12 protein-coding genes are annotated in these 15,144 nt (G+C 35.8%); 4 read left to right on the plus strand and 8 right to left on the minus strand.

The window, feature by feature from the left end; all coding sequences use genetic code 11:
• Positions 1-302 (plus strand): class I SAM-dependent methyltransferase (locus tag ACJML3_RS10360; protein WP_406022993.1); only part of this gene is annotated, 302 nt, incomplete at its 5' end.
• On the opposite strand, the gene ACJML3_RS10365 is transcribed toward ACJML3_RS10360, so the two are convergent.
• The 5 genes from ACJML3_RS10365 to lgt form a co-directional block, all read right to left on the minus strand.
• Complete coding sequence (locus ACJML3_RS10365; protein ID WP_406022996.1) at positions 299-1,051, minus strand: molybdate ABC transporter substrate-binding protein; 753 nt, start codon at positions 1,049-1,051, stop codon at positions 299-301. The two genes, ACJML3_RS10360 and ACJML3_RS10365, sit on opposite strands and share 4 nt — an antisense overlap.
• The gene (locus tag ACJML3_RS10370) at positions 1,027-2,901 is read right to left on the minus strand and encodes a PTS sugar transporter subunit IIA (protein WP_406022998.1); all 1,875 of its coding nucleotides are present in this window, start codon (positions 2,899-2,901) and stop codon (positions 1,027-1,029) included. The genes ACJML3_RS10365 and ACJML3_RS10370 overlap by 25 nt, the downstream gene beginning before the upstream one ends.
• Positions 2,902-3,053: 152 nt before the next feature.
• The gene (glmS, locus tag ACJML3_RS10375; RefSeq protein ID WP_406022999.1) at positions 3,054-4,883 is read right to left on the minus strand and encodes a glutamine--fructose-6-phosphate transaminase (isomerizing); all 1,830 of its coding nucleotides are present in this window, start codon (positions 4,881-4,883) and stop codon (positions 3,054-3,056) included.
• 92 nt (positions 4,884-4,975) lie between these two features.
• Complete coding sequence (gene glmU / locus ACJML3_RS10380; RefSeq protein WP_406023001.1) at positions 4,976-6,364, minus strand: bifunctional UDP-N-acetylglucosamine diphosphorylase/glucosamine-1-phosphate N-acetyltransferase GlmU; 1,389 nt, start codon at positions 6,362-6,364, stop codon at positions 4,976-4,978.
• Positions 6,365-6,379: 15 nt separating this feature from the next.
• The gene (gene lgt / locus ACJML3_RS10385) at positions 6,380-7,159 is read right to left on the minus strand and encodes a prolipoprotein diacylglyceryl transferase (protein WP_406023003.1); all 780 of its coding nucleotides are present in this window, start codon (positions 7,157-7,159) and stop codon (positions 6,380-6,382) included.
• Positions 7,160-7,217: 58 nt separating this feature from the next.
• On the opposite strand from lgt, the gene ACJML3_RS10390 reads away from it, so the two are divergent.
• Both ACJML3_RS10390 and ACJML3_RS10395 read left to right on the plus strand, forming a co-directional pair.
• Positions 7,218-7,652, plus strand: coding sequence for a hypothetical protein (locus tag ACJML3_RS10390; RefSeq protein WP_406023006.1), 435 nt, complete (start codon positions 7,218-7,220; stop codon positions 7,650-7,652).
• 27 nt (positions 7,653-7,679) lie between these two features.
• Positions 7,680-8,408 carry a 4'-phosphopantetheinyl transferase family protein gene (locus tag ACJML3_RS10395; protein ID WP_406023008.1) on the plus strand — a complete coding sequence of 243 codons (729 nt, stop codon included), beginning with the start codon at positions 7,680-7,682 and terminating at the stop codon, positions 8,406-8,408.
• 103 nt (positions 8,409-8,511) lie between these two features.
• On the opposite strand, the gene pgi is transcribed toward ACJML3_RS10395, so the two are convergent.
• Positions 8,512-10,164, minus strand: coding sequence for a glucose-6-phosphate isomerase (gene pgi, locus ACJML3_RS10400; protein WP_288135580.1), 1,653 nt, complete (start codon positions 10,162-10,164; stop codon positions 8,512-8,514).
• Between the two features lie 128 nt (positions 10,165-10,292).
• On the minus strand, positions 10,293-11,225 hold the full coding sequence (gene ilvY, locus ACJML3_RS10405) for an HTH-type transcriptional activator IlvY (protein ID WP_406023010.1): 933 nt from the start codon (positions 11,223-11,225) through the stop codon (positions 10,293-10,295).
• Positions 11,226-11,377: 152 nt separating this feature from the next.
• On the opposite strand from ilvY, the gene ilvC reads away from it, so the two are divergent.
• Entirely contained in the window at positions 11,378-12,865 is a 1,488-nt protein-coding gene (gene ilvC, locus ACJML3_RS10410; RefSeq protein ID WP_406023012.1) for a ketol-acid reductoisomerase, read from the plus strand.
• A 116-nt stretch (positions 12,866-12,981) separates the two neighbouring features.
• On the opposite strand, the gene ACJML3_RS10415 is transcribed toward ilvC, so the two are convergent.
• Positions 12,982-15,015: an ATP-dependent helicase gene (locus tag ACJML3_RS10415; protein ID WP_406023014.1), complete on the minus strand. Its 2,034-nt coding sequence runs from the start codon at positions 15,013-15,015 to the stop codon at positions 12,982-12,984.
• Positions 15,016-15,144: the final 129 nt, after the last annotated feature.

Here is a 15,144-nt window from a genome sequence, read left to right on the forward strand (position 1 = left end):
TACTTGAGGTAAAGAAAAACAGCGAACTTCCTTGTGTTCCTGATGTTATCTATTACGATCCAATGTTTCCTCAGAGAAAGAAGAGCGCGTTAGTAAAAAGAGAGATGCGAATTTTTCATGAGCTTGTTGGATTCGATGAGGATACCGTAGAAACAGCTAATGAATTACTCAAGATCTGTAAACACCATCTTGTGGTAAAAAGACCTTCAAATGAAGCTCCACTAGAGCTAAATGTAAAACGCTCAAGCTTTATTGATGGTAAAGCCTGTCGTTTTGACTGTTATTATGTGAAAAACGATTAGTCTAGTGAATCAAAACCTGCAAGGACAAAGCTAGTAATAACTCTGACAGAAGTTGATAACTCTGTATACAGTGTAGAAATGCGGTTGGATTTTTCTTCATTGTTCAAAGTTACATAATAGAAAATTGGCTCATATTTATCGTATGGGAAAATATAATAGGAGCCTTCTATCTTCCCATCCTTCATAGCTACAGGCTTTGTCATAAAACCGGCCTGAACATTTTGATTATCAACTAAAGAAAATGCTGCATATTCATGATCTGTTCTGAAGATTTTTCCTTTTAGAAAGTCTGAAGGAAAATCCTTATTTTTCATGATTTGAGTAGCTGCATAACCAACGGTGGATAATGAAGCTTTTGGATGAACAAGACTTTTAATTTTTTTCTTCTTTAGAATGCTGAGTTTATCATCGATGGCACTTTCATCTTTAGACCAGAGTATTAAAGGTGCTCTAACTAGTCTTTTAATGTTTGTAAACTCAGTTTTATTTGATTTGAGCATGATAACGGGGATTTTTTCATCCTCGCTTATAATGATATGGCAGCGTTTACTCTGATTAGAAATAATAGAAAGGATTTCATCTGATGATCCATAATAGGTTTCAAAATGAACCTTGGTATATTTTTTGATATTCTCAAGTGCACTATATGTTTGTGGAGCAGCACACACTTCGATGTTTGATTTAGCAAAAACATCAAATGAGAAGAAGAATGAAAAAGCAATTATTAGTTGAATAAGTTTCTTTCGCATGCAATAAGTCTTCTTGTAATTTCTTCACTTGAACCAGACTGTCTTAATTTATTAGCAAATCCAGGCTCAGATAACATGAGTGAAAGATTACCAATTAAGCTAATGTGAGAAATACCATCATCAGGTACTGCTATCATAAATATTAAATCACAATCCTGATTATCAGCTGAGCCACAGTCCATTTTTTCTGTCAGCGATGCAACAGCAAGAGCAGGTCGTTTTACATATGTACCTCTAGCATGAGGAATTGCAATTCCATGTCCAATACCTGCAGGGTTTTCATTTAGCTTTTTGTAAATGCCTTCTAAGAATTCATGTCTTGATGTAATAGCTCTTACGCTATACAGTCTGTCAGTAAGGATCTTAATTACTTCATCAAGATTTTTGGCTCTCATCTTGTAGATAACGCAGTGCTCATCAAGTGCATAGCGTACAGCATTTCTCTTTGCTCTGTTTTGTGCAGGAGAAGTTTTGTCCTTAAACAGATTCAGCGAATTTAGAATGTTTTCAAAGAAACTGCCATGTAGCATATAAGAAGTTATGTAGATTGCTGCAATAGTGACTGAACATACAACAATAACAGCTTCGCAGATGTTAATTGAGTACATTCTATCTACATAAGCTTCTTTTTTACAGAAAATATCTGCATATGAAAAGGAAACACCAGCAATTGCAACGGCAAACATTGTACCGATTTTAAGTGACATACTCTGTACAGAGAAATTCATACATTCTGATCGGCATGAGAATTTGAATTCACCGTAATCAACACAGTCAGCAGTCATAACAGTGGTAGAAGCTAGATTTAGAGCATATCCTGATGTTGCAATAGACATTAAGATTGCAAGAATCACTGGATTTACTGAGCCGAAATAACTAATGATAACCAGTGTTAGTGTTGCAAACATTGTCATTGCTAAAGATGCAATAAATATGGATTTTCTGCTGAATGCTGATACTAGTTTACTATAGTATAAGAATGAAATTAGTGAAGAACAGACCCAAGGTAACTGGATCATAATGAACATATCTTTGTTACTTGGAAGATCGTCTAAGAGAAGAACGAAATAGCCATGAGTAACAGCGAAAACGAAAAGTGATATCTGCTGAAGGATTGTGATGCTGAAAGTAATCATCAGCTGATCATTTCCAAAGAAAGCTTTTATACACTGTACAAAATTCAGAACTTTTCGTGGCTGATATGAATCTTTAAATGTACATACAAACATGAATGTAAAGATAGCAAGTATGATACATACTATTGCTGAAGCTCTTGAGAAAATATCCTGAGTTAAAGAGAATGCACCACTTGGAAGACTTGGATTTTTAGCAAAAATATAAGAGCACATTATTACAGTAAAGCAGAATCCAAGTACAGAAAAACCACGAGATATTGCAGAAACAGTTTCTCTGATACGTGCACTTGAGCCAAATGTTGCACATAAGGAAATTACAGACAGATCGATAAAGGAATATGAAATCATGTATACGATCAAAAGGAGAGGTGCAATCACATACAAGATATTTTGTCCGATAAAATCTGGAATATTAAACATTACAAATGTTATTGAACATGTCGAGATGCCACCTGTAAGAATAAAGAATTTGAATTTGTCCTTTTTAAGAGAATAACTCAGTTTATCCATTATAAAACCGAGGATAGGCTCTTTTAATATGTCAAAAACTTTTAAAGATAGGATCATGATGACAAGGTATCTGTAGGACATACCATGCACAGAGAACAGATACAAAAAGTAAAATGAGACAACGAATACATTTACGCAGTCTCTCGCAAAATTTATCAGGGCATAAGGAGTTGCCCATCTTAATAGTAACTGTCTATCTAACATTTGATCTAATATTCAAAAAAAAATTCGTGCATATGATACAGCATTTTTTTTAAAGAATTAATAAAATGCATAAAAAAGGAGATTAGGTAAATAAAAAAAACAAATGCCTTAATCGAAATAATCGGTTAAGGCATGGTTAAAATTTTTAGAAATTATTCCACAGTTACAGATTTAGCTAGATTTCTTGGCTGATCAACATCTGTTCCGTTGATAACAGCACAGTAATATGCCAATAACTGTAAAGGAATTGTATATAAAATTGGCTGTAGAATTTCAGGACATGAAGGTAATGCAACCTTTTGAGTCTGTTTGTCATTCTTTAACTGAGCCTTGTTATCCACAAAGATATAAAGCTGTGCGCCACGAGCTCTAACTTCTTCAACGTTTGATACAAGCTTATCCATTAAAGCATTATCAGGTGCAACAACTACAACAGGCATTTCGTTATCGATAAGAGCGATAGGGCCATGCTTGAGTTCACCTGCAGCATAACCTTCTGCATGAATATAGCTGATTTCCTTAAGTTTTAGTGCACCTTCAAGAGCAATTGGGTACATTACACCGCGACCTAGGAATAGGCAGTGATGTTTACCTGAGAACTGCTCTGATAAAGCTGCAATCTGCTTGTCACATGACAGAAAGTCCTGACATAATGCAGGAAGTGCGCGTAATGAGGAGATTATCTCCTTATACTTCTCCTCAGAGATAGACTGCTTTTGCTTTGCAATAATAAGAGCAAGTAACAGAAGTGATAACAACTGAGCAGTAAATGCCTTAGTTGATGCGACACCAATCTCAGCACCTGCCTTTGTAAATAATGTGTAATCGGATTCACGAACTAATGAAGATCCATTTACATTGCAGATAGAAAGACTGTTCTTGAATTTTTGCTCTTTTGCAAGACGTAAAGATGCTAATGTATCAGCTGTTTCACCTGACTGAGAAATTGTAACAAACAGCGCATTATCAGGTACAACTGCTTTTCTGTATCTGTATTCAGATGCAATTTCAACATTTGTTGCAACGCCGGTTAGTTCCTCAAACCAGTATCTTGCAACCATACCTGCATGATATGAGGTTCCGCAAGCAACAATCTGAATGAAATTGGTATCTTTAAATGTGTTATCGTCGATGCCAACAACAGTTTCGTTACTGATCTTATCGTCAATAATTCTTCCGATTAGAGTATTTTGCAGTGATGTTGGTTGCTCGAAGATTTCTTTTTGCATATAGTGACGATATTCGCCCTTAGAAATGCTTTCTGCATCTAGATCACTTTCAACAATCTTCTTTTCAACTTCGCAACCATTTAAATCAAATACACGTACGGCTCTTGTTGTAATAGCAGCAATTTCATTTTCTTCAAGATAAATAAAACGTCTTGTTACAGGTAAAAGAGCTAATGTATCAGATGCAATGAAGTTCTCTCCAATACCTAAACCAATAATGAGAGGAGAGCCAGATCTTGCTGCATATAGAGTATCAGGATCATTTAAGTCAACTAGAGCAAGACCATATGAGCCCTTTACTCTTGCAAGTGCTAGCTTGAAAGCATCTAATACGCTAGATGATTTTTTTAGCATTGAATGAATTAAACAAACCAGAACTTCAGTATCTGTCTGTGATTTAAATGAGTAGCCTGCTGCAATTAACTCCTGTTTTAATTCCTGGAAATTTTCGATAATTCCATTATGAACCAAAGCAAGATGATCACAGATATGAGGATGTGCGTTTTCTTTTGAAGGTACACCATGTGTTGCCCATCTTGTGTGAGCAATACCGATAAGGCCTGGACAACCAACAGAGTTAACCTCGTCTTTTAAAACTTTTACCTTGCCAGTTGTTTTGATACAGGAGAATTTATTTCCTGTAATAGTACAGATACCTGCACTGTCATATCCTCTATACCCAAGTCTTGATAGACCTTCTAATAAGATTTCAGAAACATTTCTCTGTGCTATAGCACCAACAATTCCGCACATATTAAAATCCAGTTTAAAAAAATTACAGACAAGCAACTAATTTTTATAATCTATCATGATAATGCTCCTTAAAAAAGGAGCTTAGTGATAATTTATTTCTTTTTTGTAGGTCTTACATAGGTATCAATCTTTACTGACTGAGCTCTAGTAAGAATTAATGAATTCTCATCCATTTGTGTATGCTTAGTTACAGTTGTACCTGCAGCAATTGTCACACCATTCTTAATTTCTACAGGAGCAACAAGCTGAGAGTCTGAACCTACAAAGACATCATCACCGATAACTGTCTTGAATTTGTTTGCACCATCATAGTTGCAGGTGATAGTACCAGCGCCGATGTTCACATTCTTACCGATAACAGCATCACCAAGATATGATAGATGTCCTGATTTTCTGCCAAAACCTAAAGTTGATTTCTTTACTTCTACGAAGTTTCCAACATGAACTTCATCATTTAAAACATTGCCTGGACGTAATCTTGCAAAAGGTCCAATGGTATTCTTCTTGCAGATTGTACTATCTTCCATGATTGTGTAAGGAGAGATAATAGAATCATCATCAATTGTACAGTTTTTGATTACGCATCCTGCACCGATCTGTACATTGTTACCAAGAGTTACGTTGCCTTCAAAAATACAGTTGATGTCAATGAATACATCTTGTCCGCATTTTAAAGAGCCTCTTAGATCAAATCTGTTTGGATCTGCAAGGGTAACACCCTGAGCTAAAAGCTTATTTGCCTGAATTAGCTGATATGTTCTTTCAGCAAAAGCTAGTTGAGGCTTTGAATTTACACCTGTGAGTAAATCAAAATTTGAACTTTGTAGAACATCTACAACCTTGTTTTCTTTTACTAAGATTCCTGCAAGATCGGTTAAATAGTACTCACCTTGATTATTATCATTCTTAATCATAGGTAGATATTTTTTTAGAACCTTAGCGGTTGTTACCATGATGCCAGAGTTGATTTCCTTAATCTTTCTAATCTCCTCAGAGGCATCTTTTTCTTCAACGATTTCTTTTAAGAAGCCATCTTCATTTCTGACAATTCGACCATATCCAAAAGGATCACGTGCGTATGCTGACAGCACGCAAAGAGGATTATCCTCAAGAAGAGCGGTTAATCTTTGAATATCATCAAAAGGTGTTAATGGATTGTCACCATAAAGAACAAGAACATCAGATTCCTCATTGATCTTAGGTAGAGCTGATGCAACAGCATCACCGGTTCCTAAAAGCTCTTTTTGGTGGGAAACCTGTACAATTCTTGAAATATCACTAGGAAGATCTTTTAAAGCCTCTTCTATCAGTTCTGATTTGTGTCCAACAACAATATGGATAGCACTAGGAGATAATTGGAATGCTGTTTCAATAACATGGAAAAGCATTGGTTTGTTAGCTACCTTATGAAGTACTTTTGGTAGCTGAGAGTTCATTCTTTTTCCTTTGCCTGCAGCAAGGATAACAACTTCTAATGACATTTTTTTGAGTCCTACCTAATTTTGTTGTTTTTTATTTAAATAAAAGGAAATAAAGATTATACAAATTCCTGCAATTACAAAAGGTACCGAGATCAAAAGACCAACATTTATGCTAGTTTCGTAATCAGCCTGTTCCATTTTAAATGGCTCAATAATGATTCTTGCAATAAATGCTAAAGTGAAGAAAAGACCGAATATAAGACCATTAGGTCTCTTCTTTGAAATAAAGTAAATTGCAAAAATTAGTAGAAAAATAGAGAAATATGCAAAAGCTTCATATAACTGAGCAGGATGTCTTGGTGCAATTTCTCCTAATCTTGCAAATACAACTCCATAATCCGAATTTGTATAGGAGCCTAAAATTTCTGAATTGAAAAAATTTCCAACTCTAATCATTGAGCAAACAAGAGCTGTAGGGATACACAGCATATCTGCAAGTTCAAGGAACTTGTATTTAGCTTTTTTCAAGAAGAATACAACTGCAACTATAACACCTAGGCATCCACCATGGCTTGCAAGTCCGCCTTCATATATTTTAAGAATATCGACAGGATGTGACAGATAGTAACTTGGTTCGTATATTAAACAGTGGGCAAGTCTTGCTCCTACAACTGTACCAATAAAGAGATAAACAAGCAGTTTGTCCAGATCATCGGTTTTATATTGCTTTTTTCTGAAAAAGTACTGCATCATTAGGTATCCAATGATAAAACCTAATGAGAAGAGAAGCCCGTAGTATCTGACTTGAATTGGTCCTAATGAAAAAGCAATAGGATCAAGAGTTGAAATAAACATAAATACCTTATTATTTGGTAAAATTGATATATTACATTTTACCAAGAAATTTATAATTATGATTAATATTAACTTTGCACAAACATTATTTTCTTCAGCAGGTTCAGTTTTTGTTGTTTTATCTGTACTGTTCTTTTTGATTTTCAGAAAGTTCAGATTTGCAATACTGACATTATTACTTGCAAATACTCTTATCTGGACGGCTATAGTTTTCCCTAAATCTATAATTTTTCTTCTTGAAAAATTTAGCATTCCTGAGTCAGTTTTATCTATCAATAACTATTATTTAGGCGTTGCATTAGGTTTAGCCTTATTTGTTTTATGGTTTATTCTTGCATATCTAGTAAGAATTCCTTTAAAGAAGAAAAACGAAAAGCAAGAATCATCACAGACTCATGAATCTTCAGAAGAAGAATCAAATAAGGATACAGCTAAGTTAACTGATGAAAGCACAAGTGCAGAAGATAATAATGAGCCTTTAAAGAAAGAATAGTATCTTAGCTTTTTGAGATAAAAATTTATGCAAGTAGTCATCAGTTCAACTGAAAATGCTTTAAAACTAGAATCATTGCTAAGCAACGATTATAGATCTTCTTTAAAGTATTCAAATCAGAGAGTTCTAGATGAACATGTGGCAAGTAGAGCTCTTTTGCAAAAGGTTCTAATAGAATTCTATGGAATAAGTTATCTTCCTGAAATTATTACTCTTAAGTCAGGAAAACCTTGTTTTAAGGAAGCACGTTATCCCTTTTTTAATCTTTCAAATTCTGGAAAATACCTTGCTTTAGCTATTGGTGGATCAGAAGTTGGAGTAGATATCGAATTTGAAAGAAAACGTCACAATCTTGAAGGCTTAATCAAGAGAGTTTGTTCAAACAAAGAGCAGTCATTTCTTTTGTCACTTGATGAAACAAATATGCTTCATGAATTTACAAGATTGTGGACTGTTAAAGAGTGTCTTGTAAAGACAACAGGGAAAGGTTTGGTTGATGTAGAAATGCTTTATATCGATCCAATCGAAAATACCAGTGGATACTATAATCTTCCTTCCTCAAACCAGATCTGCTCTACAAGCTTGAATACACCGTTTACAGATAAATTAGCTTACCTGTCTTTTAGCTGTAATAAGAATACAGAAGATGGTTACGAGTTTTTCTATCTTGATGAAGAAAAGACACTTGTAAAAACAGAGAATATCAAAGTAGAGAAAACCTACGAGAATTATTCATTAAGAGATTTTATAAAATAACATCTTTGCGATGTAGCCTTTTTCTTTATTTGCTAATATCAGTGTTCACAAACAAAAAGCCCATACTTTGCAGTATGGGCTTTTTACTTGGCTTACTAAGATATTATTTCATCTTCTTGTAAGCGTTGATTAAACCATTTGTTGAGCTGTCATGTGAAGAAATAACTTCATCATTCTGTAGCTCAGGAATAATCTTGTTTGCAAGCTGCTTACCTAACTCAACACCGAACTGGTCGAATGAGTAGATGTTCCAGATAGAACCCTGAACGAAGATCTTGTGTTCGTACATAGCAACTAACATACCTAAGGTACGAGGAGTGATTTCCTTAACTAAGAATGAGTTTGTTGGACGGTTTCCTTCAAATACCTTGAAAGGAACAATGCTCTCATACTTGTCTTTTGCAGTACCCTTAGCTTCGAACTCTGCAATTACCTGCTCTTTGGTCTTACCGAATGCTAAAGCTTCAGTCTGAGCAAAGAAGTTAGAGATCAGTTTTACATGGTGATCACCAATTGGGTTGTGGCTGATTGCAGGAACAATGAAGTCACATGGAATTACCTTGGTGCCCTGATGAATTAACTGATAGAAAGCATGCTGACCGTTTGTACCTGGCTCACCCCAGATAATAGGACCAGTTTCATAGTCAACCTTGTTGCCGTTTCTATCTACATACTTACCATTTGATTCCATGTTGCCCTGCTGGAAGTAAGCTGGGAATCTTGCCATGTACTGGTCGTATGGAAGGATTGCTTCTGATTCGAACTTGTAGAAGTTGTTGTACCAGATACCAACTAAAGCTAAAAGTACAGAAAGGTTCTTCTCAAAAGGAGCAGTTCTGAAATACTCGTCATACTCAAAACCACCCTTTAAGAACTCTTCAAAGTTATCGAAACCACAAGCTAAAGCAATTGATAAACCGATAGCTGACCATGATGAGTAACGACCGCCAACCCAGTCCCAGAACTCGAACATGTTCTCAGGATCGATACCGAATTCTGTACAGCCCTTTTCATTAGTTGAAAGAGCAACGAAGTGCTTAGCAATGAACTTCTCGTCCTTTGCAGTCTTTAAGAACCAGTTACGTGCAGTGTGAGCATTGGTCATGGTCTCTAAAGTTGTAAAGGTCTTTGATGCTATTAAAAATAAGGTTGTCTCAGGATCACACTTCTTTAAGGTTTCTGCAATGTGTGTAGCATCAACATTTGATACAAAGTGGGTCTTTAATCTTGAGTGATATGGAGTTAAAGACTCAGTAATCATAACAGGGCCTAAGTCAGAACCACCGATACCGATGTTAACGATATCTGTAATTTCCTTACCTGTGTAACCCTTCCACTCGCCTGAAATTACTTTCTTTGAGAAAGCCTTCATCTTGTCTAGAACAGCTTTAACGCCAGGCATTACATCCTTTCCGTCAACCATGATCTTGCGATCTGAGAAGTTACGTAAAGCGGTGTGTAATACAGCACGGCCTTCTGTAGCATTGATGATTTCACCATCGAACATTGCCTTGATGTTCTCATCTAGCTTAGTTTCTTTTGCTAACTCTAATAATAAATTTAAAGTTGTTTCATCAATGATGTTCTTTGATAAATCAGCAAGAATATCGCCACCACCGATTGATAAAGAATACTTATCAAAACGATTTGAATCTTTTGCAAATAAATCTTTTAAAGTACGATTCTTTGTCTCTTCAAAATGAGCTGTTAATTTTGCCCAAGCCTTGGTGGAGGTAGGGTTAATAGAATTGAACATTAAGTTTCTCCTAAAATGAAACGTAATTCAGAAAAGTGATTTGCAATATTTTACTACAAAATATGCCTAATATTGATAATATGATTAATTTTGTCGATATTGGTGAAAACTGCTTTATACAAAAGAGTTTACATTAGAACATTATCGCTTCTACGTCTTGTCAGATCTGGTGAAAAACTTGGAGCAAGTCTTTTTGCTAGATCATGCACTACTTTAATTCGCTTATCCTTTGATTTTGATTTCAGATTGCAAAGGGCAACTCTAAAGTTTGACCAAGGAAGCTCTTTCATAACGATAACATCGTTCTTGAATGGTGAGATTTCATAAACAAGTCTTGGCACAACAGACAGACCAAAACCTAGTGCTGTCAGAGAGACTATAGCCTCATGACCTGAAACTTCAGAATATACCTTCGGGCTAACCTCAAGAGACATGAAATATTTTTCTACCTCATATCTGAGCTGGCCTTTTTCAGGCATAACAAAAGGCACTTCTGCAAGATTAAGCGATGAAATATCGATATTTGCAGAAAATCTTGGTTTCTTTGGTGCAATAAGTACTAATGGAAATGTTACAAGATCAACATACTGAATGTTATCAGGTATATCAGCAGGAAGAGCACAGATAACAAAATCAGTATCAGGATCTTCTAATTTGAGTAATGCATCGGCAGGATCACCGGTTTCAAGTTTTACCTCAAGATTAGGTGTTGAAAGATGTAACTCATTTAATAATCTTGGAATGAATAGGTATGAAGCTGTTACAGAGCAGAATATCTTACAGATGCCTGACAGAGTCCCCACTCCTTTATCAAGCTCAGTTTCAAGCTTTGCATAATCATTTAGAGTTTTTCTTGCAAACTCTTCAAATTTTCTACCAGCATCTGTAATAAAAATGCCTTTTTTATCTCTGATGCATAGCTTTGTATTTAAGTCTTTTTCTAATTTATTTAGAGTTCTGCTAAGAGTTGATGGACTAACATTACATAAAGTTGCAGTTCTAGTTAGATTGGATGTTTCGCACAATCTTAGGAATGCTGCTGCGTCTTTTAAATCAATCACTGTATAGCCTCTTCTAAATATCTTTCATTGCAAATTTTGCAATATAAAAATAATTATATGCCATTTTTTAAAATTGTGCTATTATAAAAATCAGTTACCGAATGGTATCGGTTTTAATTATTTAATTTCTTTTTTTTACAGAAGGTTTAAAAATGGCAAATTTCAATTACTTCAACACATTGAATTTGCGCGAGAAATTAGCTCAGTTAGGTTGCTGTGAGTTAATGGATCGTAGCGAGTTTGCTGATGGTTGCAATTTCTTAAAGGGCAAGAAGATCGTTATTATCGGTTGCGGTGCTCAGGGTTTAAATCAGGGTTTAAACTTAAGAGATTCAGGTTTAGATGTAAGCTATGCTTTACGTCAGTCTGCTATCGATGAGAAGAGAGCTTCTTTCAAGAGAGCAACTGAGAATGGTTTCAAGGTTGGTACTTATGAGCAGTTAATCCCAACAGCTGATTTAGTAATCAACTTAACTCCAGATAAGCAGCACGAAGCAGTTGTAAATGCTGTTCAGCCTTTAATGAAGTCAGGTGCATGCTTAGGCTATTCACACGGCTTTAACATGATCGAGTTAGGTATGCAGGTTCGTAAGGACTTAGCTGTTGTTATGGTTGCTCCTAAGTCACCTGGTACTGAAGTTCGTGAAGAGTACAAGAGAGGCTTTGGTGTTCCTACTCTTATCGCTGTTCACCCAGAAAACGATCCAAACGGCGATGCTTGGGCATATGCTAAAGCATGGGCTGCAGGTACAGGCGGTCATAGAGCAGGTTGCTTACGTTCATCATTCGTAGCTGAAGTTAAGTCAGACTTAATGGGCGAGCAGACAATTCTTTGCGGTGTTTTACAGGCAGCAACAATTCTATGCTACGACCACGCAGTTGCTTTAGGCGCTGACAAGGCTTATGCATGTAAGTTATTACAGTTCGGTTGGGAAACCATCTGCGAGGCATTAAAGCAGGGTGGTATCACCAACATGATGGATAGACTTTCAAACCCAGCAAAGATTAAGGCTTTCAAGTTAGCTGAAGAGTTAAAGGGCTTAATGAAGGATCTATACTTAAAGCACATGGATGACATTGAGTCAGGCGAGTTCTCACGCGTAATGATGGAAGACTGGGCTAATGATGACAAGAATCTATTAACCTGGAGAGAGAACTTTGCTAAGAGTGCATTCGAGAATGCTCCTGAGTGTGATGCTAAGATCAATGAGCAGGAATACTTCGATAAGGGCACTTTATTAGTTGCTTTCATTAAGGCTGGTATTGAGCTTGCATTCGAAACAATGACTCAGTCAGGTATCTACCCAGAGTCAGCATACTACGAGTCATTACATGAGTTACCTTTAATTGCAAATACAATTGCTCGTCGTCGTTTATACGAGATGAACGTTGTTATTTCAGATACTGCTGAGTATGGTAACTACTTATTCGCTAATGCTGTAATTCCTATGTTAAAGGACTTCATGGCAAAGCAGAAGTTAGACGTATTCACACAGACATTAGCTGGCGACAACTGTGTTGATAACGTTGAGTTAATCAAGGTTAACGACGCAATCCGTAACCACCCAATCGAAATCGTTGGTCGCAAGTTACGTGCTTACATGTCAGACATGAAGGAAATTTCTGTTGGTAACAAGTAATTTGTTATAAGCACTGAAATTCAAAAAACCTGAAACAATTAGTTGTTTCAGGTTTTTTATTATTCTGTAATATGAACAGCTTCTATGAAAGTTTAAATTATCAAAAAATATGTAGGTTATTTTTGATTTTTTAAACTGCTTAATGCGATATCAAGGAAGTCTTTATATTCTTCTTTTGTGTGAGTTACCTGCGTTCCTAATGGGTAGTACTCAATGTCTTTTAAAGGTAACTCTTTTAGAAAACGGCTTGGTGTGACAGCTTTTGGTACGCCTCCACGAGAATTTGCTTCTCTTGCAAGAAGGAGAGTTAAATCTTTTCTAGCTCTGGTTATTCCAACGTAAGCTAGTCTTCGCTCTTCAGCTACATTATCTTCCACTCCTGCATCCTGATCTTCAATTGAATTCTTATGAGGGAGGGTTCCTTCTTGCATTCCAACAAGGTATACAAAAGGGAATTCAAGACCTTTTGATGCATGTAGTGTCATAAGCTGAACTGCATCATTCTGTTCATTGTCTCTGTTTCTATCCATCATTTCTCTTAAGCCTAATTTATCAATAGCTTCTATAAATGACAGTTTTTGAGATCCGTTTTTTCCGACAATAATGTCCTGTATCCAGGTCATCAGGGTATCAACATTCTTAACTTTGATTTCGGCGGCAACATTTGAATAAGTGTTTGCTTTTAAGTAAGCATTGTATCCAATCATTTCTACCATTTTTTCTGACAACTCTTTATCATTCTCATTAAGAATATACTGTCTGAGTTTTGTAAGAAGTAATACAAATTCACATACAGCTTTTTTCTGTTTCTGATTGAGTTTGTCTGTTACTGAAGGAATTAGTGCTGCCTCATAGAAAGATTTACCAAGAGCCTTTCCTTGTTCAAGAATGGTATTGATTGTTTCATGACCGATACCACGTCTTGGTATGTTAATAACTCGAAGAAGTGCCATATCATCGTATGGGTTACATACAACGCGGCACCAACTCATCATGTCTTTTATCTCAACCTGTTCATAAAAACTGGTTCCACCAGATATAAGACAAGGAATTCTTGCTGAGTGAAGAGCTTTTTCTATTGTTCTTGATTGCGAATTAGAACGATATAAAATCGCAAAATCTGACCATGGGGCTGAACTCTGATAGTGTTCAGATAAAATCAGACTTACAACTCTGTCCGCCATCTGAGCTTCTGTTCTAAGCTCCATAATTTTCACTTTCGAACCTACATTTGATTTAGTAAACAGCTTTTTATCAAATATATGTTCATTATGGGAAATAAGTTCATTAGCACAATTGAGGATATGTTCAGTAGAACGATAATTCTGCTCAAGTTTAATAACTTTCAAATCAGGATAATCGTTTGCTAGTACCTTAATATTTTCTGGTCGGGCCCCACGCCATGCATAAATAGACTGATCATCATCACCTACAACTGTAAATTTCTTATGCTTAGATGTCAGGGCTTTCAAAAGCTGGTACTGTGTTTCATTTGTATCCTGATACTCATCTACAAGAATATATTCAAATTTTGTGGACCACTTTTTTCTCATCTCTTCATTTTCGTTGAGCATTAAAGTGGTTTTGAATATCAGATCTTCAAAATCAGCAGCATTACATGCCTGAAGATAAGCTGAATATGAAGCATAGATTTCAGCTTTTACTGTCTTTGTTTTTATATCCTCAGGTCTTAACAAATTCGTTTTGTAATAAGATATTTCAGCAGCAACGTCTTCTATGACTGATTTTTCTGAATTATCAATAAGAATTTCAGGGTGCTGATCTCTTACAATATCTCTAATGATTTTTAAGCTGTCGTACTGATCAAACAAAGTAAAATTACGGTTCAATCCGACGTGAGCGTAATCCTCTTTAAGAATGATAAGTCCTAATGAATGGAATGTTGATATAGTTATTTTCGAGGATACTTCTTTTCCAAGTTGCTCTTTTACACGATCCTTCATTTCAAGAGCAGCTTTGTTTGTAAAAGTAACTGCAAGAATGTTTTGAGGAAGAATGTAGTGCTCCTTGATTAGGCTTACTATTTTGTTGGTAATAACTCTTGTTTTCCCAGATCCTGCACCAGCAAGAACGAGGCAAGGGCCATCAATACAATCAACAGCAGCCTGCTGAGCATCATTCAATTTCATTATTCAGCAAAACCTCTTACAAAAGTGGTTGTTTGTGCATTTTCTACGGTTTTAATAATGATCTGGTTCTTCTCATAACTTTCAACATTCAGAACTTGAATACATGCTGCTGCACATATATCAGACATT

Origin of the sequence: Succinivibrio sp., from assembly GCF_045124615.1 — a bacterium.
GTDB lineage: Bacteria > Pseudomonadota > Gammaproteobacteria > Enterobacterales > Succinivibrionaceae > Succinivibrio > Succinivibrio faecicola.

What these genes read in the sequence shown, in the direction of transcription:
- ACJML3_RS10365 (WP_406022996.1), bottom strand. Translation starts at nt 1,051, where the DNA reads ATGCGAAAGAAACTTATTCAACTAATAATTGCTTTTTCATTCTTCTTC.
- ACJML3_RS10370 (WP_406022998.1), bottom strand. Translation starts at nt 2,901, where the DNA reads ATGTTAGATAGACAGTTACTATTAAGATGGGCAACTCCTTATGCCCTG.
- glmS (WP_406022999.1), bottom strand. Translation starts at nt 4,883, where the DNA reads ATGTGCGGAATTGTTGGTGCTATAGCACAGAGAAATGTTTCTGAAATC.
- glmU (WP_406023001.1), bottom strand. Translation starts at nt 6,364, where the DNA reads ATGTCATTAGAAGTTGTTATCCTTGCTGCAGGCAAAGGAAAAAGAATG.
- lgt (WP_406023003.1), bottom strand. Translation starts at nt 7,159, where the DNA reads ATGTTTATTTCAACTCTTGATCCTATTGCTTTTTCATTAGGACCAATT.
- ACJML3_RS10390 (WP_406023006.1), top strand. Translation starts at nt 7,218, where the DNA reads ATGATTAATATTAACTTTGCACAAACATTATTTTCTTCAGCAGGTTCA.
- ACJML3_RS10395 (WP_406023008.1), top strand. Translation starts at nt 7,680, where the DNA reads ATGCAAGTAGTCATCAGTTCAACTGAAAATGCTTTAAAACTAGAATCA.
- pgi (WP_288135580.1), bottom strand. Translation starts at nt 10,164, where the DNA reads ATGTTCAATTCTATTAACCCTACCTCCACCAAGGCTTGGGCAAAATTA.
- ilvC (WP_406023012.1), top strand. Translation starts at nt 11,378, where the DNA reads ATGGCAAATTTCAATTACTTCAACACATTGAATTTGCGCGAGAAATTA.
- ACJML3_RS10415 (WP_406023014.1), bottom strand. Translation starts at nt 15,015, where the DNA reads ATGAAATTGAATGATGCTCAGCAGGCTGCTGTTGATTGTATTGATGGC.